At 58.7% G+C, this 20,007-nt stretch carries 26 protein-coding genes; 15 read left to right on the top strand and 11 right to left on the bottom strand.

Annotation, left to right across the window (positions count from 1 at the left end; translation table 11 throughout):
* From ACZ6ZO_RS02660 to ACZ6ZO_RS02645, 4 genes are read left to right on the top strand one after another with little or no spacing between them, the layout of a single operon-like run.
* Positions 1–1,695: an AMP-binding protein gene (locus ACZ6ZO_RS02660; protein WP_465290337.1), complete on the top strand. Its 1,695-nt coding sequence runs from the start codon at positions 1–3 to the stop codon at positions 1,693–1,695.
* Complete coding sequence (locus tag ACZ6ZO_RS02655) at positions 1,695–2,390, top strand: CoA transferase subunit A (RefSeq protein ID WP_465290335.1); 696 nt, start codon at positions 1,695–1,697, stop codon at positions 2,388–2,390. The genes ACZ6ZO_RS02660 and ACZ6ZO_RS02655 overlap by 1 nt, the downstream gene beginning before the upstream one ends.
* Entirely contained in the window at positions 2,390–3,043 is a 654-nt protein-coding gene (locus ACZ6ZO_RS02650) for a CoA transferase subunit B (protein WP_465290333.1), read from the top strand. The genes ACZ6ZO_RS02655 and ACZ6ZO_RS02650 overlap by 1 nt, the downstream gene beginning before the upstream one ends.
* 12 nt (positions 3,044–3,055) lie before the next feature.
* Positions 3,056–3,835 (top strand): thioesterase family protein, encoded by a 780-nt coding sequence (locus ACZ6ZO_RS02645; RefSeq protein WP_465290331.1) that lies wholly within the window; start codon positions 3,056–3,058, stop codon positions 3,833–3,835.
* 6 nt (positions 3,836–3,841) lie between these two features.
* On the opposite strand, the gene ACZ6ZO_RS02640 is transcribed toward ACZ6ZO_RS02645, so the two are convergent.
* Complete coding sequence (locus ACZ6ZO_RS02640; protein ID WP_465290329.1) at positions 3,842–4,354, bottom strand: aminoacyl-tRNA deacylase; 513 nt, start codon at positions 4,352–4,354, stop codon at positions 3,842–3,844.
* 70 nt (positions 4,355–4,424) lie between these two features.
* Here ACZ6ZO_RS02640 and ACZ6ZO_RS02635 point away from each other — a divergent pair, with 70 nt between their 5' ends.
* Positions 4,425–4,967, top strand: a complete 543-nt coding sequence (locus tag ACZ6ZO_RS02635; RefSeq protein ID WP_465290327.1) for a helix-turn-helix domain-containing protein — start codon at positions 4,425–4,427, stop codon at positions 4,965–4,967.
* Positions 4,968–4,980: 13 nt separating this feature from the next.
* On the opposite strand, the gene ACZ6ZO_RS02630 is transcribed toward ACZ6ZO_RS02635, so the two are convergent.
* From ACZ6ZO_RS02630 to rpmB, 7 genes are all read right to left on the bottom strand, one after another.
* Entirely contained in the window at positions 4,981–6,282 is a 1,302-nt protein-coding gene (locus tag ACZ6ZO_RS02630) for a cytochrome b/b6 domain-containing protein (protein WP_465290325.1), read from the bottom strand.
* A 23-nt stretch (positions 6,283–6,305) separates the two neighbouring features.
* The gene (locus ACZ6ZO_RS02625) at positions 6,306–7,226 is read right to left on the bottom strand and encodes an electron transfer flavoprotein subunit alpha/FixB family protein (RefSeq protein WP_465290323.1); all 921 of its coding nucleotides are present in this window, start codon (positions 7,224–7,226) and stop codon (positions 6,306–6,308) included.
* A 9-nt stretch (positions 7,227–7,235) separates the two neighbouring features.
* Entirely contained in the window at positions 7,236–8,006 is a 771-nt protein-coding gene (locus ACZ6ZO_RS02620; RefSeq protein ID WP_465290321.1) for an electron transfer flavoprotein subunit beta/FixA family protein, read from the bottom strand.
* Between the two features lie 489 nt (positions 8,007–8,495).
* Positions 8,496–8,744, bottom strand: a complete 249-nt coding sequence (gene rpsR, locus ACZ6ZO_RS02615; protein WP_047239834.1) for a 30S ribosomal protein S18 — start codon at positions 8,742–8,744, stop codon at positions 8,496–8,498.
* A gap of 18 nt (positions 8,745–8,762) precedes the next feature.
* Positions 8,763–9,068, bottom strand: a complete 306-nt coding sequence (gene rpsN, locus ACZ6ZO_RS02610; protein ID WP_182386608.1) for a 30S ribosomal protein S14 — start codon at positions 9,066–9,068, stop codon at positions 8,763–8,765.
* A 3-nt stretch (positions 9,069–9,071) separates the two neighbouring features.
* A complete protein-coding gene (rpmG, locus tag ACZ6ZO_RS02605; RefSeq protein ID WP_156192867.1) occupies positions 9,072–9,236 on the bottom strand; it encodes a 50S ribosomal protein L33 in 165 nt (54 codons plus the stop codon).
* Positions 9,237–9,239: 3 nt separating this feature from the next.
* Positions 9,240–9,476, bottom strand: coding sequence for a 50S ribosomal protein L28 (rpmB, locus tag ACZ6ZO_RS02600; RefSeq protein ID WP_182386607.1), 237 nt, complete (start codon positions 9,474–9,476; stop codon positions 9,240–9,242).
* Between the two features lie 420 nt (positions 9,477–9,896).
* On the opposite strand from rpmB, the gene ACZ6ZO_RS02595 reads away from it, so the two are divergent.
* The 7 genes from ACZ6ZO_RS02595 (at position 9,897) to ACZ6ZO_RS02565 (ending at position 15,104) form a co-directional block, all read left to right on the top strand.
* Positions 9,897–10,163, top strand: coding sequence for a type B 50S ribosomal protein L31 (locus ACZ6ZO_RS02595; protein WP_182386606.1), 267 nt, complete (start codon positions 9,897–9,899; stop codon positions 10,161–10,163).
* An 18-nt stretch (positions 10,164–10,181) separates the two neighbouring features.
* A complete protein-coding gene (gene rpmF / locus ACZ6ZO_RS02590; RefSeq protein ID WP_156192858.1) occupies positions 10,182–10,355 on the top strand; it encodes a 50S ribosomal protein L32 in 174 nt (57 codons plus the stop codon).
* 186 nt (positions 10,356–10,541) lie between these two features.
* Positions 10,542–11,237 carry a response regulator transcription factor gene (locus ACZ6ZO_RS02585; RefSeq protein ID WP_343159468.1) on the top strand — a complete coding sequence of 232 codons (696 nt, stop codon included), beginning with the start codon at positions 10,542–10,544 and terminating at the stop codon, positions 11,235–11,237.
* 13 nt (positions 11,238–11,250) lie between these two features.
* Positions 11,251–12,705 carry an ATP-binding protein gene (locus ACZ6ZO_RS02580; RefSeq protein WP_465290316.1) on the top strand — a complete coding sequence of 485 codons (1,455 nt, stop codon included), beginning with the start codon at positions 11,251–11,253 and terminating at the stop codon, positions 12,703–12,705.
* Positions 12,706–12,885: 180 nt separating this feature from the next.
* Positions 12,886–14,142 (top strand): S1C family serine protease, encoded by a 1,257-nt coding sequence (locus ACZ6ZO_RS02575; protein ID WP_465290314.1) that lies wholly within the window; start codon positions 12,886–12,888, stop codon positions 14,140–14,142.
* Between the two features lie 145 nt (positions 14,143–14,287).
* On the top strand, positions 14,288–14,866 hold the full coding sequence (locus tag ACZ6ZO_RS02570; RefSeq protein WP_182387317.1) for a MogA/MoaB family molybdenum cofactor biosynthesis protein: 579 nt from the start codon (positions 14,288–14,290) through the stop codon (positions 14,864–14,866).
* Between the two features lies 1 nt (position 14,867).
* Positions 14,868–15,104: a hypothetical protein gene (locus tag ACZ6ZO_RS02565; RefSeq protein ID WP_465290312.1), complete on the top strand. Its 237-nt coding sequence runs from the start codon at positions 14,868–14,870 to the stop codon at positions 15,102–15,104.
* A 113-nt stretch (positions 15,105–15,217) separates the two neighbouring features.
* On the opposite strand, the gene mscL is transcribed toward ACZ6ZO_RS02565, so the two are convergent.
* From mscL to ACZ6ZO_RS02550, 3 genes are all read right to left on the bottom strand, one after another.
* Positions 15,218–15,622, bottom strand: a complete 405-nt coding sequence (gene mscL, locus ACZ6ZO_RS02560) for a large conductance mechanosensitive channel protein MscL (protein WP_182386602.1) — start codon at positions 15,620–15,622, stop codon at positions 15,218–15,220.
* Between the two features lie 143 nt (positions 15,623–15,765).
* On the bottom strand, positions 15,766–16,395 hold the full coding sequence (locus ACZ6ZO_RS02555) for an SAF domain-containing protein (protein ID WP_182386601.1): 630 nt from the start codon (positions 16,393–16,395) through the stop codon (positions 15,766–15,768).
* Between the two features lie 24 nt (positions 16,396–16,419).
* Complete coding sequence (locus ACZ6ZO_RS02550; RefSeq protein WP_465290309.1) at positions 16,420–17,004, bottom strand: 5-formyltetrahydrofolate cyclo-ligase; 585 nt, start codon at positions 17,002–17,004, stop codon at positions 16,420–16,422.
* Between the two features lie 74 nt (positions 17,005–17,078).
* Between ACZ6ZO_RS02550 and ACZ6ZO_RS02545 the strand changes: the two genes are divergently transcribed.
* The 3 genes from ACZ6ZO_RS02545 to ACZ6ZO_RS02535 are packed head-to-tail and all read left to right on the top strand — an operon-like array spanning position 17,079 to position 19,986.
* A complete protein-coding gene (locus ACZ6ZO_RS02545; RefSeq protein WP_465290307.1) occupies positions 17,079–17,984 on the top strand; it encodes a UTP--glucose-1-phosphate uridylyltransferase in 906 nt (301 codons plus the stop codon).
* Between the two features lie 29 nt (positions 17,985–18,013).
* Positions 18,014–19,294 (top strand): molybdotransferase-like divisome protein Glp, encoded by a 1,281-nt coding sequence (glp, locus tag ACZ6ZO_RS02540; RefSeq protein ID WP_465290305.1) that lies wholly within the window; start codon positions 18,014–18,016, stop codon positions 19,292–19,294.
* Entirely contained in the window at positions 19,294–19,986 is a 693-nt protein-coding gene (locus tag ACZ6ZO_RS02535; RefSeq protein ID WP_465290303.1) for a GNAT family N-acetyltransferase, read from the top strand. Before glp ends, ACZ6ZO_RS02535 begins: the two co-directional genes overlap by 1 nt.
* The last annotated feature ends 21 nt before the right edge of the window (positions 19,987–20,007 follow it).

The following is a 20,007-nucleotide window of genomic DNA, read 5'->3' as shown; positions in this document are numbered from 1 at the left end:
ATGACCCTCAAGACTCAGTCAACTTCTTACGGATCCATCGTCGTGGATGATAAGGGCCAGCTCATGTCCCACGTGATCGGGGCAGGCGTCGACCAAGGTGCAGCCCCACTACGCGAAGAAACCCTCGGCCAGATTCTGCGTCAGATGGTGGAAAAATACCCGTCCCGCGACTGCATCGTCGACGTATACGCAGACGTATCGTTTACCTACGAACGTTTCTACAACCGCGTACTCCGCCTGGCCAGCGCCCTGATTCGCGCCGGCTACCGCAAAGGCGATCGCGTCGGCATCTGGTCGACCAACCGCTGGGAATGGCTGGTCGTGCAGTGGACGTGCCACCACCTCGGCCTGGTGCTGGTCAACATCAACCCGGCCTACCGCCAATCCGAACTCAACTACGTGCTGGAAAAAGCAGGCGTGAAACTGGTGTTCGCGGCGCGACGCTTCAAGGACTCCGAATACCGCACGATGCTCAACGAAGCCCGCAAGCAACGCGGATCCAAACTTCAGGAAGTGATCTACTTCGGATCCTCCGACTGGTACGACGCGATGCACGGGGAGATCGATGACCTGTCCGAATACGTTGCTGAGGTCAAGAACACCGACCCGATCAACATCCAGTTCACCTCGGGAACCACGGGCTTTCCCAAAGGCGCCACCCTGTCTCACCGCAACATTTTGAACAATGGCTTTTTCGTCGGTGAGATGCTGAACTACACCGAAGAGGACCGCGTGTGTGCGCCCGTGCCATTCTTCCACTGCTTCGGCATGGTTATGGCCACAATCGGGATCTTCAGCCACGGTGGATGCCTCATCGTGCCGGCCCCCTCCTTCAAGCCACGCGAAACCCTCATGGCGGTGCAGGCCGCGAAGGCAACCTCACTGTATGGTGTGCCGACGATGTTCATCAAGGAACTCGATGAGGCCCACGACCATGAAGAATACGGCTCCCCGTATGGCCTTAGTACCCTGCGCACAGGCATCATGTCCGGCACCTCCTGCCCGTCCAAGACCATGCGCGAAGTCATGGACAAGTTCAACATGCAGGAAATCTCTATCTGCTATGGCATGACCGAAACCTCTCCGGTGTCCTTCCAGACGCGCTCGGACGCGCCACTGGAAAAGCGCGTGAACACGGTGGGGCAGATCATGCCGCACATCGAATGCAAGCTCGTGGACGAAAAAACCGGTGAGACCGTCCCCGTCGGCACCCAGGGCGAAATCTACGTCCGTGGCTACTCCGTGATGCAGGGCTACTGGGAGCACCCAGAAAAAACCGCAGAGGCAATCAGTGAAGATGGCTGGATGCGCTCGGGTGACCTCGGCACCCTCGACGAGGACGGTTACCTGATGGTGACCGGCCGACTCAAGGACATGCTGATCCGTGGCGGCGAAAACATCTACCCACGCGAGATCGAAGAATTCCTCTTCACCCACCCAGATGTGGTTGACGCGCAGGTCATCGGTGTCCCAGACGACAAGTACGGCGAAGAGATCATGGCGTGGATCATCCTGCGCGACGGGGTAGAAGACCTCACCGTTTCAGACGTTGCCGAATTTGCACAAGGCAAGCTCTCTCGCCACAAGATCCCGAAATACGTCCACATCGTCGATTCCTATCCGATGACCGTGTCTGGCAAAGTCCGTAAAGTCGAGCTGCGCGAGATGGCGCCGCGCGTATTGGGGTGGGTCTAATGGATAAAATTCGTTCCTCCGTCCGCGACCTCGTCGGGGACCTGGTTAAGGACGGCATGACCATCGCCGTCGGGGGCTTTGGCCTCTGTGGCGTCCCCTTCCTCCTCATCGAAGCTTTGCGTGACGTAGGACGGCGCGATCTCACCGTGGTGTCCAACAACATGGGTGTCGATGGCAAGGGCCTCGGCCTCCTGCTGGAAAACAACCAAGTCCGCAAGGTGCTTTCCTCCTACGTGGGGGAGAACAAAGAGTTCGCACGTCAATTCCTGGCCGGCGAACTGGAGGTGGAATTCAACCCGCAGGGCACGCTCGCTGAGCGACTTAGAGCAGGTGGCGCAGGTATTCCGGCGTTTTACACAGCCACGGGCGTCGGCACGCTTGTTGCAGAAGGCAAACCGACCGTGACTTTTGACGGCCGGGAGTACGTGATGGAACGGGGCATCGTTGCTGACGTCGCCCTCGTCCACGCCTACCAAGGCGACGAGGCCGGAAACCTGATCTACCGGCGCACGGCCCGCAACTTCAATCCGCTGTGCGCTGAATCTGGCGTGGTCTCCATCGCAGAGGTAGAGCAGCTCCTGCCTGTCGGTGAAATCGACCCCGACCACATCCACACCCCAGGCGTCCACATCGACTACTTGGTTACCACCGACCTGGAGAAACAGATCGAACAACGAACAGTGAGGAGCCGATAATGCCGTGGACACGAGACGAAATGGCGGCTTTAGCCGCCAGCGAACTTAACGACGGCGACTACGTCAACCTCGGGATCGGTATCCCCACGATGGTTGCCAACCATCTGCCACCGGGGGTGAAAGTGGTGTTGCAGAGCGAAAACGGCATCCTCGGTATGGGACCATTCCCTCTTGAGGGGGAAGAGGACGCCGACATTATCAATGCCGGGAAACAAACTGTCACCCTGATCCCGGGCGCGGCAACATTTGATTCTGCAACCAGCTTTGGGATGATCCGCGGTGGCAAAGTGAAAATGGCCGTCCTGGGAGCGATGGAAGTATCCCAGAATGGAGACCTGGCCAACTGGATGATCCCAGGAAAAATGGTCAAAGGCATGGGCGGCGCCATGGACCTCGTCGCGGGAACCCCACGAGTTGTCGTCATCACGGAGCATGTCTCCAAGAGCGGCACCCCGAAACTCGTGCGCGAATGCTCCCTCCCGCTCACGGGCGTCCGGGTTGTACAGCGCATCATTACTGACCTCGGACTCTTCGACGTCGCCGACGACCACCTCGTCCTCCGGAGGCTCGCCCCAGATGTCACCCTCATGGACATCGAAAAGAACACCGAAGCCGCCTATGTCGTGGAGTTGGAAGACTCGAACCCAGTGTGAGGGAGGCAACCTATGACTAACTCATTTTTCACCCGTATCAGCGGCGACACGTACGCCCCGACGATCCATGCCGAAGGTGCGTGGTCCACGGAGGATTACCATTTTGCGTCGCTTGCGGGTTTGATGACGCATGTGATTGAGCAACACCGCGTTCAGCATGATGGTGGGAAGCTCGATCTGAGCCGGATTTCCTTCGATATTCTTGGTCGGTTGCCGTTCCAGGAAGTCTCCATCGAGGTGGAGGTAAAACGCCCTGGTCGCACGATTGAGCTGGTTGAAGCGGTGGCGACGATTGGGGATCGGCCGGTGATTATCGCGCGCGCCTGGTACCTCATGCCGTCTGATACTGCTGATGTGGCGGGCGTAGAGTACGAGGCTTTGCCGGCGCCGGAGGAGTGCCCGGAGCGGCCGTTTAGTCAGGACTGGGGCGGTGGCTACATTGCGCAGGTGGTGGCGCGACAGGCCGTCGAGAAGCGTGCTGGGCGCGGTGCGACGTGGCTGACGTCGCCAAATACGCTTGTCGACGGCGATACCCCTATCGCAATCGCGGAGTTTATCAATCGTGTTGACCCGGCCAACGGCATCAATCCGCGGCAGTCGCCCAAAGAGTGGGCCTTCCCGAATGTGGATTTGACCATCCACTTGTTCCGGCAGCCAGCGGGGGAGTGGACGGGTCTGGACACCGCGGTGTCTTGGGGTGCCCACGGCATCGGGCTGACTGCATCAACGCTGCATGACATTCACGGCCCGGTGGGGCGCGCGGAACAGTCGCTGACTCTTAGGAAGATGTAGGTGGGGTCAGCTGTAGAGCCCCTGGTAGTCGATGTCGGCGAGTGCTTGCAAGGATTCTTGCGGTACCTCGATTTTTAGGCTGCGGTCTTGTCCGCCGATGATGTAGCTGCTCTCGGTCAGTGCTTGGCTGTCGAGGGCAATGGGGATTTCGGGTTGTAATCCGATTGGGGTCACTGCGCCTTGCTGCATGCCGGTTACTTCGAGCGCGCGGTCAGCCGGCATGAAGGACGACTTTCCTCCCAGTGCCCTTTTTAGCCCTGAGTTCCCGATGCGGCGGTGAGCAGGGACCATAACGAGGCGTGGTTGCCGTTCGCCCTCGATTTTGGTTTCCACTAGCAGCGCATTGAGGCAGCGCTCTAGTGGAACGTGGTAGCGTTCGGCGAACTCAGCGGTATCCGAGAAGTTCGGATCGATGAGGTGGACGCGAGCGTTGAGTCGTGTGAGGAGCTCGCACACGCTGGTGGGGTAGTGTTCTGAAGGGTCGACGGTCTGAGCGCCGTAAGGGGTGAGTTCGAGCATGATAACCACTCCGGTTTGATAAAATAGGTTACATGTTTACTATAGCGAACTCTTGAGGGTGGTGGAGGTTATGGCCAATGAGTTAGCGGCGAGCATCGGTGCTGCGGTGAAGCGGTTGCGTGGCCAGCGAGGTATGAGTGCGACTGATCTAGCGCGCCGTGCTGGGGTGGGCAAAGCGACCCTGTCACAACTGGAATCTGGGACCGGCAATCCGACGGTGAGTACGCTCGATTCTTTGGCAGTCACGCTCGGGGTACCGTTGGGCGACCTCATTGAGCGTAACGACGTAGGCCAGGACACCTATGTTCCGGCCCGAGATTTTCCTGATGATGCACCGCACCACCATCTGATTCATCGAATCCCGTTGCCTGGTGGCCCTGAGGTGTGGGTGTTCGCTCTCCCGCCACACACCACGTTCTCTGGGGTGCCTCATTCAGCCGGTACTGTGGAGTCATTCTTTGTTCTCAGTGGTGAGGTGTTGGTGCGCACCTCCGCGCAGAACCATAAGTTGTCGGTTGGTGATTACGTCAGTTTCGATGGGCAACAACCGCATAGTTACCAGACGGAGCAACAAGCTGCCTCAATGTTGGTGCTGTTAAGCTCCGCCCGGTAGAAGCGAAAGACTGTTACCGGTTGGTTACCTCACCGAACGGTCTGGCAAGTTGTGCGAGCACCAGTGGTTTTGCAGCGAATACTGCGCCCGCGGTCACCAGCAGAGATACCAGGAATAACCCGACACCAAGCCAGCCGCCATCCGGGGAGGCAGCGAACATGTGCCCCAGGTTCTTCTTCATGCCCGTCGCGAATACCAGGAATACGTGGCCGACGATGAAGAGCACGAAGTACACCATGGTGGGGAAGTGGATCTTGCGGGCAACCTCCACCGGGAAGAACGTCCAGGCGTTCGGCCACCAGTTGCTCATACGGAAGCCCGTCGCTGCGGCGAGCGGGGCGGCCACGAACACGGTGACAAAGTAGGCCACCTGTTGCAGCGCGTTGTAGTGGATCCAACCATTTTCAGCCGGCCAGTCCATAGCGAGGTACTGCAGGGCCGCGGATGCCATGTTCGGGAAAACATCAACGCTTGTCGGGACGATGCGCATCCACTGCCCGGTCGCAAACAGCAGCACGAGAAAGACAACGCCGTTGAGTAGCCACAGCAGGTCCATGCTGGTGTGGAACCAGATGGTCAGCGATACCTTCTTGCCCGACTTCGACGTGAAATACGCCGGAGGTTTGCGCTCGCCACGAATCTGCAGGCCCGTCCGAATAATCAACGTCATGAGGAAGAAGTTGAAAAAGTGCGACCAGCCGAGCCACGCTGGCAATCCCACAGGGGTGTTGTCCGGAGTTTGCGCCACACCGGGGTACCTCGCGATGAAATCTGCGGCTGCGCCAGCCACAACAGCACGGGCAGCAAGGATTGCCACCGCGAGCAGAACCATCAGCCCCACTCCGGCGCCGATAGCCTTAGCGAACCACGCCGGGCGCTCCCGACGAGGCTCCGCAGGCTTTTCTTCCGCTGGCTTTTCTGCCGCTGGCTTTTCGACGACCGGGCTTGGCGCCTCCACCACCGGAAAATCCTCCGGCCCTGGAGCCGATTCGACTTGCGCTGTTGCCACTTCTGGCCACGGCGCCCCACCTGGGATGCGTGGGAGGCCACGGCGTAGCGTGATCTCGGTGTAGTGAACGCGCGCTGCAGCTACTGCCAGGGGTTCCGGAGCGGCGGTGGCTGGTTCCTCGGCTATCGCCAGGTCAGCGAACTCGATTTCTGGCCACTGCTCACCACCATGAATGCGGGGAAGACCGCGTCGTAACGCCTGCTGCTTAGTGGGGAGCTCTGGGGCTGGTGCAGCTGGTTTTGGCGGGGCCGGGGGAGTGTGCATGCCCTCAGGAGGCCAGGGGTCGCCGCCCGGAATACGGGGCAAGCCCCTTCTTAAAGTGGGGGCACTCATTTGCGGGCCTCGATTTCTTCGATGAGCTTCGGGACGATCTCGAAGACGTCACCGACGATGCCGAAGTCCGCGATCTCGAAGATCGGAGCCTCGGGATCCTTGTTGATCGCCACGATATTCTTGGAGGTTTGCATACCCGCCAGGTGCTGGATTGCCCCGGAAATACCGAGGGCGATGTACAGGTCCGGGGAGATGGACACGCCGGTTTGTCCCACCTGGGCGCTGTGCTCGATGTAGCCTGCGTCGACGGCTGCGCGGGAGGCTCCCAGAGCAGCCCCCAGGGAGTCGGCCAGTTGGCCGGCGAGTTCGAAACCTTCCTTGGAACCGAATCCGCGCCCACCGGAGACCACCCGCTTGGCACCCACCAACGCCGGCCGACCGGTGTTCACCTCAGCCGGGGAGCTGCTCACGACGGTGGCTAGGCGTCGCTCGCTTTGTTCAGGAGTCACCTCGAGTGGGGAGCCTGCGCCTTTGGCTGATCGCTCTGCGACAGCCCCCTTGCGGAGCGTCACCACCGGGCAGCCAAATGTTGGGGCGGAAGTCACGGTGAATCCGCCACCGAAAACGGAGTGCTGCATGATGATGCCTTCTTCATCGCGGGAGATGTCAATGGCGTCCGTTGCCAGCGCAAGCTTCAACCGAACCGCCAGGCGAGCGGCAATATCTCGGCCAGCTACTGAGTGAGACACCAGGATGGCTTCCGGTGAGTGCTCTTTGTAGATGTGCACTGCGGCGTCGATAAGCTGCTCAGCGGTGGTGGTGGCGATACGGTCGGCGCCGAGTTCAGCGAGGTTTCCGGGGTCGCCGGCCACGAGCGCGATTGGTTCGCTGAGCTGCGCGGCCGCCCCCAGGAGTTCCGCAGCGGTGGGGGCGATGGCGCCACCCAAGTCGGTATCGATGATGGCGAGAGTAGACATGGTGGCTCCTTATTTGATGAGGGAGTTGGCGGCCAGGAAATCGGCGATCTGCGCGGCAGCGGTACCGTCGTCGGTGATTTTGACACCTGCCTTGCGAGGAGGACGCTGTGACGCCTCCGTCATAATCAACCGCGGATGGGAGAAATCAAGTGGATCCACCCCAATATCAGCGCAGGTGAGCTTAGTAATCTGCTTTTTCTTCGCTGCCATGATCCCCTTGAAGTTCGGGTACCGGGGGTCCGGGAAAGACTCCGTGATAGACACCACCGCCGGCAAATCAGCTTCCATTTGGAAGTCCCCCTCCTCCGCCGAGCGAGTGCCTTGCACCTTTCCGTCAACCTGCAGTTGCGTGAGCTGCGTGAGGTGCGGCCAATTAAGGTGCTCAGAAATCATCGTGGGGAGCACACCAGCGTTGCCGTCGGTGGACAGATTGCCAGCAATAACGAGGTCATAGCCTTGCTTCTCGACGGCCCTAGCCAGCACCTCCGAGGTGAGAGATAGATCCGCGCCCCTCAGTTCTTCGTCGGTGATGAGGACGGCCTCGTCAGCTCCCATAGCAAGGCCTTTGCGGATGCTCTTTTCAGCCGTGGCAGGCGCCATCGCAAGGAGGTGTACCTCGTCACCGTCACCTTTGAGGGCAAGGGCGGCCTCGACGGCGCGCTCGCAGATCTCATCGAGGACATTCTCAGCGCCGTCACGGTCAACGAGGCCAGTTTCGAGCGTGATGTTGCGGTCACCGTAGGTATCCGGGACTTCTTTCGCCAAGACTGCGATTCGCATAATGCATCCTTTCCGCCGGTAAGGGACCATGCGGGAGATTTCAGTTAACGGTCATTAACTAACTTAGTGCATTTTATGTGATCTAGGCAACGTTTTGCGGGAATTAGTGGAGTCGGGTGGCGTGGTTCTGGCGGGGGTCGCGTAGAAATTCGAGACCTGTTTTTCGAGAGTGGGGGATGAAAACCGTCATTTCGGTGAATCTAGGGCACTTTTACTCCGAGTCTCGAATTCCAGGACTCGCACTCAAGGGGCAAGGCAGCAGGGGTGCCTTGTTGTGGAGAAAATCGAGCGTACGGATGGGATGATTTTTGCCCGAAAAATCCCATCGGTACGCTAAATTCCGTTGGAAACCAAAAACCCTCACCCGAAGGTGAGGGTTTTTGGAACCTGTGCCGTGTCACGATTGTCAGCGGCACAAGCTCGCTGTGTTATCGATTAGCCGCGGGCCGTAACCTGCGGCAGAGCGTTTTTTGCGTAAACTCAGTCGACTTAACGGCTGGTGAACGGCAGGAGAGCCATCTCGCGTGCGTTCTTCACGGCGGTAGCAACCTGGCGCTGCTGCTGTGGGGTCAGGCCCGTGACGCGACGAGAGCGGATCTTGTGGCGGTCAGAGATGAAAAGGCGAAGGGTGTTGATGTCCTTGTAATCGACCTTCTCAACGCCTGCAGCCTTGAGTGGGTTCTTCTTTGGGCGGCGGGACTGCTCGATCCGCGCCTTCTTCATGTTGGTGCGCTTCATTTTAAGCAAATCTCCCTATTACCAGCTGGACTTACGGACGCCCGGCAGCTCACCGCGGTGAGCCATTTCGCGAACGCGAACACGGGACAGGCCGAACTTACGAAGGAAGCCGCGTGGACGGCCGTCAGCAGCGTCGCGGTTGCGGACGCGAACTGGGGAGGCGTTACGTGGCTGACGGTTCAGTTCGAACTGAGCGTCGAGACGCTCTTCGTCAGTGGAGTTAGGGTTCTTGATAATAGCCTTGAGCTCAGCGCGACGCTCCGCGTAGCGGGCGACGATTTCCTTGCGCTGCTCGTTCTTGGCGATCTTAGACTTCTTAGCCATAGATTATCGCTCCTCGCGGAATTCGACGTGCTTGCGGACGATCGGATCGTACTTCTTCATGGTCATACGGTCCGGGTTGTTGCGCTTGTTCTTACGGGTGACGTAGGTGTAACCGGTGCCAGCCGTAGACTTCAGCTTGATGATTGGACGGATATCGTTACGTGCCATGGGTTAGATCTTCTCCCCACGTGCGCGGATCTGAGCAACGACGGACTCGATGCCGTCGCGGTCGATGACCTTCAGACCCTTGGTGGACACGGTCAGGGTGATGGTGCGGCCCAAAGAAGGCACAAAGAACTTACGACGCTGCACGTTAGGGTTCCAACGGCGAGAGGTGCGTCGGTGCGAGTGGGACACGGACTTGCCAAAACCTGGCTTCCGTCCCGTTACCTGGCAAATAGCCGACATAACTTTCTTTCTCCTAGCCGCCCACGCTCTAACTAGACGAAAGGTGCCGCGCCTAACCTACTGGTCAGGGGCACATCGATGTCAGCTGAGGAGGGCGAAAACGAATATTTCGACAACAGCAAGGGAAAACCTTACCGGTTGCAGGCCGAAAAACCTAATCGCCTAGTGGGGCATGCTTCACGACGTCACATCCTTCACAATACCTATCTACTGTCGCGGAGCCGGGTTCGCGTTAGCGTTAGGGGATTGGGTGGGATGGCCGTCGATAAGCCATGGCGATTTCTTCTGCGCCGTCCGGGCGTGTATAGTTTTTGCGGTGCTGGCTATGCAGTCAGCGTTATCTTGTCAATCCCAACTCAGGCACGATCGGCGCATAGAGCGTGCAGAAGCGACCTGAAGTTCAATCCTGAGGGAAACTATATGAAGAAGGATATCCACCCGGATTACCACCCAGTGGTGTTCCAGGACGCAGGTACTGGTTTCAAGTTCCTGACCAAGTCCACCGCTAAGTCCGACCGCACCGTCGAATGGGAAGACGGCAACGAGTACCCACTGATCGTGGTTGACGTTACCTCTGAGTCCCACCCATTCTGGACCGGCGCACAGCGTGTCATGGACACCGCCGGCCGTGTCGAGAAGTTCAACCAGCGTTACGGCGCACTCGCTCGCCGTAAGAAGAACAAGTAAAGAAGGAGGGAAAACAACATGGCAGTTCCAAAGCGTCGTATGTCGCGTGCTAACACCCACGCACGTCGTTCCCAGTGGAAGGCTGACAATGTCGCCCTCCAGACCGTCAAGATCGACGGCCGCGAGGTACAGATTCCTCGCCGCCTGGTCAAGGCAGCTCAGCTCGGTCTCGTAGACGTCGAGCAGTTCTAAGCACTTACTGCGCCTAGACCCATTAAGCCGGTCCAATTCTGATGTTGATATCAGGATTGGATCGGCTTTCACTTATACCTATACAATAGAATCATTTAGAAACCCCGGTGACTTCCTTAAGGGAGAAGTCGGTGCTCATCCTGGTTGTGGAATCGCAACCCTTGTAGTCAGGCGTAAGAGTAAAGAATGAAACTTCTTGTTGTTGATGACGAGCAGGCCGTCCGCGAATCGCTTCGTAGGTCCCTCACCTTCAATGGGTATGAGGTCTTGCTGGCCGACAACGGTGCCGCAGCGCTGGAACTGATCCATAAGGAACAGCCAGACCTGGTCATCCTGGACGTAATGATGCCGATTCTGGACGGCTTGGAAGTGTGCCGCAAGCTGCGTAGCGGTGGCGACAATCGACCAATCTTGGTTCTTACCGCCCGTGACGGCGTGTCCGACCGCGTGGCAGGCCTTGACGCTGGTGCCGACGATTACCTCCCCAAGCCGTTTGCCCTGGAAGAGCTGCTGGCCCGCGTACGCTCCCTTCTTCGTCGTTCCTACAACGAGGCCAAGAACGTCCAAGAAGAAAAGGCGGAACTGGTCTTTGAGGACCTTCGCCTCAACACCGAAACCCGCGAGGTGTACCGAGGGGAACGCCAGATCAGCCTGACCCGCACGGAATTCGCACTCCTGGAGCTACTGCTTGCTAACCCACGACGCGTGCTCAGCCGCGCGATCATCCTAGAGGAAGTGTGGGGCTATGACTTCCCGACGTCCGGCAACGCCCTCGAGGTGTACATCGGATACCTGCGCCGTAAGACCGAAGCGGACGGCGAGCCACGCCTGATCCACACCGCACGGGGCGTTGGCTACGTACTCCGTGAGAACGCGCAGTAGACAAGACAAACCTGTGATTTTGAAAAACCCAACCTCCGAGGATGTCCCGCAGGCCGGTGATAATAACTGGCAGAGTAGTTCTTGGAGCAAAGCCCCGCTGCGCTGGCAACTCGCCATTGTCACGGCGGTGATGGTGGCAGCTGCCGTTTCTGTAATGACGATTGTGGCGTATTGGAGCGTGTCAACGTCACTGAACCGTGCAGTTGACGAAGAGCTGACCAAAGTAGCCCAATCGGTTTTGGATCGCTCCGAAGACCCATCGTTCAATAGCCATATTGAGCAAGAAATCGCGATCTTTAAGGCCTACAACCCTGACATTCAGATTCAGTTCTTCCCTAAGGGAGCAGCCCGGGGGATCGGTGATGACATTCCGCTGGTCGTTGAAGGCGACGTCATTCGTGGCGAAGTACCACAGTCGCTGCGCAACCAGGGCGACGAACGTGTCCTAGCCATGAATAACCCCGATGGGGCTAGCGTGATGATTGCCCAAAACCTGGGTCCCACTTACATGTTGGTGAGCTCGCTGGGGATGGTGCTGCTGATTATCGCTGGGCTCGGTACTTTGCTCGCCATCGCAGCCGGCATGGTGGTGTCCACCACCGGACTTCGGCCTGTGGCCCGTCTACAACGCGCCGTTGAACGTGTGACCGCCACCGATTCCCTCGAACCGATCGAGGTTAATGGGCGCGATGAGCTGGCGCAGCTCACGCGCAGCTTCAATGAAATGTTGGCATCTCTGGAAGCTTCCAGGCGCCGACAAACAGAGCTCGTCGCGGACGCTGGCCATGAGCTAAAAACCCCGCTGACGTCCTTGCGTACCAACATTGAGCTGCTCATGATGGTGAGCAAGTCGCCAACCTCCAACTTCTCTCCGAGTGATCTCGAAGATCTAGAAAATGATGTGGTGGCGCAGATCGATGAACTGTCCACATTGATCGGTGACCTGGTTGACCTGGCACGAGAAGATGCTAAGCAAGGGGAGCTGGAGCTTGTGGATCTGGAAGAGACCATGATGAACTCGCTGGAACGTGTGCGTCGTCGCCGCCCAGACGTGGAATTCACATTTGATCAGGAGGAGTGGTACCTCAACGGCGACTCCTTCGCCCTCGGCCGGGCCACCGTGAACCTCATGGACAATGCTGCGAAATGGTCGCCTCCAAACGGCGTGGTACGGCTGTCAATGAAGCCGATCAGTGATCATGCGATCCATATTTCCATCGCGGACTCCGGTCCCGGTATTCCTAAGGATGAGCGGGAAAAAGTCTTCGAGCGCTTCTACCGTTCCGTTCAAGCCCGTTCCATGCCCGGCTCGGGCTTGGGGCTAGCGATCGTGAAACAGGTTATTGAGCGCCATCATGGCACTATTGAGGTGCTGGATTCTGATGACGGCGGTACCTTGATGCAGATTACCTTGCCTGGCGGCCGAACCCCGGAGCAAGGCAAAGCGAATGACACCATCAAGCCGTAACAGGCGAAAGCGTCCGGTATGGGAAACCTTGCCGTACTTGTTACTTTTCTCCGGGAACATTTCGCCCTGTCATGGCATTTAACAGGCGGTAAAGTCATTCAGAGAACGTACAGGAAGTGTTCAGGGACTGCCTGTCCTGGACACAGAGCATCGTCAGAGCAGAGGGGTTGAATAACTCACATGAACGAAAACTCCGGGTTCGGTTCCAGCGCGAACACCCCATCTTCTTCGAATAATCCTTACGCAGGACTCGGTGCCCAGCATCCTCAGCAACCGGTCTCTGCTCCCACCTACAGTCAGTGGGAACAGGACGCAGGCCGGGTGGAGCCAATTCCATCGACGATCGCTCCTGCTCCTAAAGAAAAGCGGAAGGTGGGGCTTGGAGCTGCCCTTGCGTTGATGCTTGTGGCGTCGGTAGGCACTGGCGTTGTGACCGCAGTGGCTCTCAATGAGACGGGCTCGACGGGCACGGTTTACAACTCACTGGAACAAGCTCCAGCGAAGCGTGAAGGGGCCGCGCAGCCGGGTTCCGTGGAAGAGGTTGCGAACCGTGTGCTTCCTGCTGTGGTCTCGATTCAGGTTTCAGCACGCAATGGGTCTGGCGAGGGCTCTGGGTCGATCATTTCGTCCGATGGGTTGGTGCTGACGAACAACCACGTGGTTGAGGACGCTTCTTCAGGAGGTCTCATCGAGGTTTCTCTCAACGACGGCTCCGTCCACCCCGCCGATCTCATTGCTCGTGACGGCAGTACCGACATCGCTGTGATCAAGATTCGCGACGTTAGCGGGCTTCCGACATTGAAATTTGGTAATTCCAACCATGTTGCCGTCGGCCAAGAGGTGGTGGCTGTCGGGTCACCGTTGGGGCTGTCGGCTACCGTGACGTCGGGAATTGTCTCCGCGCTCAACCGGCCGGTGCGTGCGTCAGGTGGCAACGGAGGAGAAAGCTCGCTTATCGACGCCATTCAGACCGACGCCGCGATCAACCCCGGTAACTCCGGTGGCCCACTCGTCGACATGCAAGGAAACCTGGTGGGGATGAACTCGGTGATCGCAACCTTGAGTGAAGGGCCGGGCGCTAAGTCAGGTTCGATTGGCCTTGGATTCGCTATCCCAGCAAACCAAGCCAAGCGGATTGCTGATCAGCTGGTGAAGACCGGTGAAGTCAAGCAACCGATGATTGGTGTCAAGGTGTCGCAAAACTCGAAGTACCGCGGTGCACTGGTCGCTGGTGTTGAACCAGATGGTCCGGCCGCTAAGTCGGGCATTGTGCAAGGCGACCTCATCACTAAGGTGAACGATCGAACGATCGATACTGCCGATGCACTGATCGCTGCAGTTCGTTCGCGTGAATTTGGCGAGACGATCACTCTGCAGGTGTCCGAACCGGATTCGCGGCAGACCCGCGAAGTCAAGCTGACGCTGCCACAGGAGTAACGGTTTTCGCCATACCGGTATCTTTTCCGCTGCACTAGGTTTATTCTTCCTAGTAAGAAGTAGCTCACACCTTTTGAAAGACATGGAGAAAATGCCAAGCTCGATACCTTCCAGCGAGTTCCACGATGACCTGCGCGAGCGCGACATGATCCTCGAGTCAGGGCGAGATTCGGCTCTGCTCGATGGCCTTGCTGAGCCCGACCCAGAATTCCTCATCGCGACTGAAAACGAGGAACTGCGGGCCCGTGCAACGAGGCGTGCTCTGGTGGTCCTCGTGTCAGATCACACCCTATCGACGGGGTCGGATGCTGACCGCCTCATCACGGAGCTGCTTGCCGAAGACGGCTTCACCGTCGATGCCGTGGTTGGGGTCAAGGCGAAAAAATCTGCGATTCGCAAAGCCATCGAAACCGCGGTCGTCGGGGGAGTGGACTTGGTCCTCACTGTCGGCGGTGTGGGAGTAGGGCCACGCGATAAGACACCCGACGCCACTCGCGCGGTATTAGACCAGCTGCTTCCGGGAATTTCGCAGGCACTGCGCGACTCCGGCCTGGCATGTGGCGCCATTGATGCGGGAACGTCCCGCGGAATCGCGGGTGTCTCCGGTTCCACGGTGGTAGTGAATTTGGCGGCATCTCGCGCCGCAGTCCGAGACGGTATGGCGACCCTGGGGCCACTCGTCCACTTTGTGATCGACCAGCTGCAGACGGCGTCCGTTGAGTAACATGAGTGACCGACCACGCCAGAGGCGACGAGCCGTACGCCCTTCGGATGCACCCGAAATAGACCGCTCTTGGGACAGCCCCGCTGGAAGCGCGATGTTCCAGGAACCCGCGGACGTCACAGACCCGCGCCACAGCGATGACTTTGTAGTCATCTTGGATGACAACTATGACGAAGAGTCTGAATCCGGGGAATTCGATGAGGACTTCTGGAAGGAACAGCGCCCGCCCCACTTCTGACATAGCAAAAGACCCCTTCGCAGGGGTCTTTCGTCGGTTCAGAAGTGAAATCTAGCGTACGGATGGGATCTTTCGCGCTGTACACATCCCATCCGTACGCTAAATCCCGTGGGTTAAACGTTGCGGGCCTTGAGCAGGTCGCGGATTTCCTCGAGCAGCTCCGCTTCGACGGAAGCTGGGGTTTCTTCGTCCTCCTTAACCCCCTTGCGTGCTGCCTGGATTTCCTTGAGCTTGTTCATTGGAGCAACCAGGATGAAGTAGACAACGGCTGCGATGATCAGGAAGTTCAGGGCTGCGGTGATGACGGCACCGAAGTCAACGAAGGTGGCTGGGTTGCCAGCGATGACGTGGAAGCCGAGGCCGCCAACCTCAGCGCCACCGACGGCTGCGATCAGTGGGTTGATGAGGTTGTTGGTGAAAGCGGTTACAATTGCGGTGAAGGCGCTACCGATAACGACGGCGACCGCGAGGTCGACGACGTTGCCGCGCATCAGAAAGTCTTTGAAGCCCTTAAGCATGAAATGTGCTCCTAGTTTTTGTTAGGTGGAGTGGAGTTAACTTCTCGGACAACACCTTAGCGAACAGTTCTATGTTTATGTCAGCAAAAGCCACACAAAGTAATGTTAGATTGTCGTTAAAACGACATGCTTGGTGAGCTAAGTTACGGTTTTAAGACAATTGTTATCGGTAGGCGGAGCGATGCCGCTGCAACATGTTGTGCTTCCTCCGTGTTCAAAGCGAGGAGTACGGTGCCCGGATCGGTACTGTCTGTTGCTTTCGCGGTGCCGAACACTACTGTGGCACCCTCGGCGATGACCATAGGAGAACTTTGTTCTTGCCCAGCACTAACCACCGATACCCGTGCGCCAGGAACTGCAAGTTGAGCCGCGGCGGGATCGGCGAGCGTAATAGGAACCATCGCGGAGGCAGTGGAGCCTAGAGCTGTGGCCAGTTCAGGGCCGAGCATGTCCTTTTCCTGCAGGAAATCCCCCGGCTGTAGCGGTCTGGCTATGACTTTCCCTACCGCGTCAGCGGGGGAGAGTACCGGGGAAGTAAGCCCTAGAGGCTGCTGGAAGGTACGAACCGTGAGGTCAGCTTCGGTGATGATCGCACCTGGGGTGAGTGTTGAGTTAGCAACTACATACTGGTGCGAGTCTCGTAGCTGTTCGGAGATCGCCAAAACCAACCCAAACATAAGCAAAACGGCGGCAAGGAGACGTCTGATAAACATGGAGCGCCGCCAACTCGGGTGACGCAGCGATAACGGGATGCGGGAAATAAAAGAGTCCATATTAAGTTAGACTCGCCAACCTGGCTAAAAGGTTCCGTCGGTGACCAAAGTTTTTTCGGGGGTGATGATGACGTCGGTGGGGGCGTCGTGTGGCTCCCGCGGCACATGGGGCAGCAGCTCGTGGGAAAACACCAGGGCTGCGGTCACTGGTTGTGCCACGACGTCTAATGCTCGGTCGTAGTACCCGCCGCCTTTCCCGAGGCGATATCCGGCAGAGTCGATCGCTAAGGCGGGTACAAAAATTACGTCTATCTGCTTCAATGGTGAACCTGGGAGTGGGGTGCCGACGGGTTCGGAGATACCAAAGGCACCTTTTCGGAACGTAGTATGCGGGGTGACTTCATGCCACGACATGGAAAAGTCCTCATGCGCCACTGGGATAATCACAGACACCCCAATCGACAACAGAAACGAAACCAAATCTTCCCCGCCCGGTTCTGTCCGAGTCGGCATGTATGCTGCGACTGACGTGTAGCCGTGCTGGGTGAGAAACTCTGCTATGCGGGAGTGGAGGGCAGCATTAAAGGATGCCAGGGAGTCCGGGGTGAGCGAGCGACGGACGTCGAAAAGCCTGCGCCGTAGCTCGGTTTTTTCCGTGGCGATTGTCATACCCGCCACACTAGCGGAATGTTTGGCCGGGTTGCTCCCGGATAACAGTGCGGTGCCAGGTATCCTTTGGGGTTATGAACCATCCGATCCATGAGCACAAGCATGCAGTAAAGACGGTGATTGTCCCTGCAGCGGGTATGGGCACCCGTTTCCTTCCTGCCACCAAAACCGTCCCTAAAGAGCTGCTGCCAGTGGTGGATACTCCGGGCATCGAGATGATTGCGGAGGAAGCCGCAAACCTGGGTGCTTCGAAGCTCGCGATCATTACCGCCCCGAAGAAACAGGGAGTGCTCGCTCATTTCGATCCATATCCTGAGCTCGAGGAAACCCTCAGCGAGCGCGGGAAGGAAGAACAGTTGGCAAAGGTGCGTCGCGCGCCGGAGCTGATCAACGCCGTTGCTGTAGAACAGGAGCGTCCGCTGGGCTTGGGCCATGCTGTGGGCCTGGCCGAGTCTGTGCTGGATGACGATGAAGACGTCGTCGCCGTCATGCTTCCCGACGACCTGGTGCTGCCCATGGGTGCGATGGAAAAAATGGCCGAGGTGCGTGCCAAGTTCGGTGGCAGCGTGCTGTGCGCGGTGGAAGTTCCCCGCGAAGAGGTCTCCAACTACGGCGTGTTTGATATCGAGGAGTCCGACACCGACTGCGTGAAAAAGGTGCGCGGGATGGTGGAGAAGCCGGACGCCGATGACGCGCCGTCGAACTTCGTTGCCACGGGACGCTACCTGCTGGATCGCGCAATTTTCGACGCACTCCGCAAGATCACCCCAGGCAAGGGCGGTGAACTGCAGCTTACCGACGCCATCGAGCTCCTCATCGAGGCCGGCCACCCCGTGCACATTTTGGTACACCAGGGCACCCGCCATGACCTAGGCAACCCAGGTGGCTACATCCGTGCTTGCGTAGATTTCGGACTGAAGCATCCGGTCTACGGCAAGGGGTTGAAGCGCTACATTACGGAACTTCTCCAAGAGAGTTAGCCTCTTTCGTCCGAAAGGAACCCACGCGCGTGCGCTCAGTAGAACAGCAATTGGCCATGGTCACCGACTCGGTGATCACACCTAGCCCTGTCCGCATCGCTATCGCAGAAGCCTTGGGGCTTATGTGCGCGGAAGAGGTGCAAGCTACCCGCGCGTTGCCCGGTTTCCCGCAGGCTGCGATCGATGGCTACGCTGTTCGCGCCGTGGACGTGGGAGGGGCCAGGGCCCTGAAAGGACGCGTTGTTGACGGTGACCAGCCACAGCCCGTGGCAGTCAATGAGAAATCGCTGCCCGTCGTCGGCGAGGTAGCCGCTGGGTCCCAGCGCCCGTTACGTTTGCAGCCGAAGCAAGCCGTCCGGGTGCACACCGGTGCACCATTGCCGACGCTTGCCGACGCCGTCCTTCCTCTCGAATGGTCCGACCGGGGCACCAAACGCGTAATCGCACACCGCCCCGTCAAGTCTGGTGAGTTCGTCCGTCGCGTCGGCGATGATATTCAGCCGGGTGACGTCGCTGTCACCCCGGGCTCCATCCTCGGGGCGGCACACATCGGCCTGCTGGCAGCTGTGGGGCGTAACAAGGTGCTGGTGTATCCGCGACCACGAGTTTCGATTCTTTCCATCGGTGCCGAACTCGTCGATATTGACCGCGATCCGGGGCTCGGCCAGGTCTACGATGTGAACTCCTACGCACTGGCAGCTGCTGCTCGGGAGGCTGGCGCAGAAGTGCACCGTGTGGGTGTCGCGGCGGGGGAGCCCCGCCGCCTCCGCGAGATCATCGAGGGACAGCTGATGCGCAGCGAGATGCTCGTCATCTCCGGTGCTGTTGGCGGGGCGGCCTCCAAACGGGCCCGCGACCTGCTGAAAGAACTGGGAGAGGTGGACATTAGCCGCGTGGCGATGCACCCAGGTTCTGTGCAAGGATTCGGACTACTCGGCGATGCTCGTATCCCCACATTCCTGCTCCCCAGCAACCCAGTGTCTGCGCTGGTGAGCTTCGAGATTTTTGTTCGTCCGAGTATCCGGGCGGCATTGGGGAAGAATTCCACGCGACGTCGTCACGTGCGTGCCCGCGCACTTGGCCCCATCGCGTCCAAGGAAGGCCGTCGTGGCTATGTGCGCGCCCGGTTGATGCGCGATGCGGACACCCAGGACTACCTGGTCGAAGGGCTCAGTGGCGCTACCGGCGCCCCTGCGCACCTGCTCGCAGGCATGTCCGAAGCTAATGCGTTGATTAGGATTCCGGAACCAGTGGGCGAAGTCCGCCCGGGCGATGTCGTAGACGTGCTTTTCCTCGGCCAAGGTAGCTGATGGTCGCGCAAGTTTTTGGTTTACCACGCATAAAGCAGTGGGGGCCGCAGGCTCCGCGGCACCGTATCCACCCCGGTTGGCCAGAACTCACCGAAGCGGTGCACCTAGCCGATGGCGCGCGGGTTCAGCTTCGCCCCTTGGTTAAGAAAGACCAGAATCGGTGGCGTGAGCTGCGCGTAGCCAACCAAGAATTTCTGGAGCCGGTAGAGCCGACCGTGGTCGGAACTTGGGAAGAAGCGCACGGCCCCGCGGCCTGGTCAGCAATGTTTGACCACCTGCGGTTAGCGGCTTCCAGCGGGACGATCATTCCGCTCGTGATCGAACTCGACGGCATGTTCGCAGGGCAGCTCACCTTGGGCAACATCCAACATGGGATCGTTTCCGACTGCTGGATTGGATACTGGGTCGATGCTGCAGTGACGGGGCGCGGCGTAGCCAAAACCGCTGTGGCGCTGGGAACCGATCTCGCTTTTACCCGGGTGGGCCTGCACCGCGTCACCGCAACGTATTTGCCGAGCAATCCGGCGTCGGGAAAAGTGCTCGCCGATAACGGGTACCGAGAAGAAGGGGTGCTACGACGCAACCTGCACGTCAACGGCGCATGGCAAGATCACATCCTGATGGCGCTAGTGGCAGATGATTATGAGAAAAATGCCGTCGATAGGCTGCGTGGCGTTGGAGTGCTTCGTTAGCTACTTTTTATCCGGCGGCGC

Source organism: Corynebacterium sp. NPDC104732 (genome assembly GCF_055583565.1).
The sequence above is the reverse complement of the archived record's forward strand: the minus strand, read 5'-3'. Positions and strand labels throughout refer to the sequence as shown.

Bases quoted from the DNA above. Each gene is read 5' to 3' on its own strand.
- ACZ6ZO_RS02660 (WP_465290337.1), top strand. From the start codon at position 1: ATGACCCTCAAGACTCAGTCAACTTCTTACGGATCCATCGTCGTGGAT.
- ACZ6ZO_RS02655 (WP_465290335.1), top strand. From the start codon at position 1,695: ATGGATAAAATTCGTTCCTCCGTCCGCGACCTCGTCGGGGACCTGGTT.
- ACZ6ZO_RS02650 (WP_465290333.1), top strand. From the start codon at position 2,390: ATGCCGTGGACACGAGACGAAATGGCGGCTTTAGCCGCCAGCGAACTT.
- ACZ6ZO_RS02645 (WP_465290331.1), top strand. From the start codon at position 3,056: ATGACTAACTCATTTTTCACCCGTATCAGCGGCGACACGTACGCCCCG.
- ACZ6ZO_RS02640 (WP_465290329.1), bottom strand. From the start codon at position 4,354: ATGCTCGAACTCACCCCTTACGGCGCTCAGACCGTCGACCCTTCAGAA.
- ACZ6ZO_RS02635 (WP_465290327.1), top strand. From the start codon at position 4,425: ATGGCCAATGAGTTAGCGGCGAGCATCGGTGCTGCGGTGAAGCGGTTG.
- ACZ6ZO_RS02625 (WP_465290323.1), bottom strand. From the start codon at position 7,226: ATGTCTACTCTCGCCATCATCGATACCGACTTGGGTGGCGCCATCGCC.
- ACZ6ZO_RS02620 (WP_465290321.1), bottom strand. From the start codon at position 8,006: ATGCGAATCGCAGTCTTGGCGAAAGAAGTCCCGGATACCTACGGTGAC.
- rpsR (WP_047239834.1), bottom strand. From the start codon at position 8,744: ATGAAGCGCACCAACATGAAGAAGGCGCGGATCGAGCAGTCCCGCCGC.
- rpsN (WP_182386608.1), bottom strand. From the start codon at position 9,068: ATGGCTAAGAAGTCTAAGATCGCCAAGAACGAGCAGCGCAAGGAAATC.
- rpmG (WP_156192867.1), bottom strand. From the start codon at position 9,236: ATGGCACGTAACGATATCCGTCCAATCATCAAGCTGAAGTCTACGGCT.
- rpmB (WP_182386607.1), bottom strand. From the start codon at position 9,476: ATGTCGGCTATTTGCCAGGTAACGGGACGGAAGCCAGGTTTTGGCAAG.
- ACZ6ZO_RS02595 (WP_182386606.1), top strand. From the start codon at position 9,897: ATGAAGAAGGATATCCACCCGGATTACCACCCAGTGGTGTTCCAGGAC.
- rpmF (WP_156192858.1), top strand. From the start codon at position 10,182: ATGGCAGTTCCAAAGCGTCGTATGTCGCGTGCTAACACCCACGCACGT.
- ACZ6ZO_RS02585 (WP_343159468.1), top strand. From the start codon at position 10,542: ATGAAACTTCTTGTTGTTGATGACGAGCAGGCCGTCCGCGAATCGCTT.
- ACZ6ZO_RS02575 (WP_465290314.1), top strand. From the start codon at position 12,886: ATGAACGAAAACTCCGGGTTCGGTTCCAGCGCGAACACCCCATCTTCT.
- ACZ6ZO_RS02570 (WP_182387317.1), top strand. From the start codon at position 14,288: ATGATCCTCGAGTCAGGGCGAGATTCGGCTCTGCTCGATGGCCTTGCT.
- ACZ6ZO_RS02565 (WP_465290312.1), top strand. From the start codon at position 14,868: ATGAGTGACCGACCACGCCAGAGGCGACGAGCCGTACGCCCTTCGGAT.
- mscL (WP_182386602.1), bottom strand. From the start codon at position 15,622: ATGCTTAAGGGCTTCAAAGACTTTCTGATGCGCGGCAACGTCGTCGAC.
- ACZ6ZO_RS02555 (WP_182386601.1), bottom strand. From the start codon at position 16,395: ATGGACTCTTTTATTTCCCGCATCCCGTTATCGCTGCGTCACCCGAGT.
- ACZ6ZO_RS02550 (WP_465290309.1), bottom strand. From the start codon at position 17,004: ATGACAATCGCCACGGAAAAAACCGAGCTACGGCGCAGGCTTTTCGAC.
- ACZ6ZO_RS02545 (WP_465290307.1), top strand. From the start codon at position 17,079: ATGAACCATCCGATCCATGAGCACAAGCATGCAGTAAAGACGGTGATT.
- ACZ6ZO_RS02535 (WP_465290303.1), top strand. From the start codon at position 19,294: ATGGTCGCGCAAGTTTTTGGTTTACCACGCATAAAGCAGTGGGGGCCG.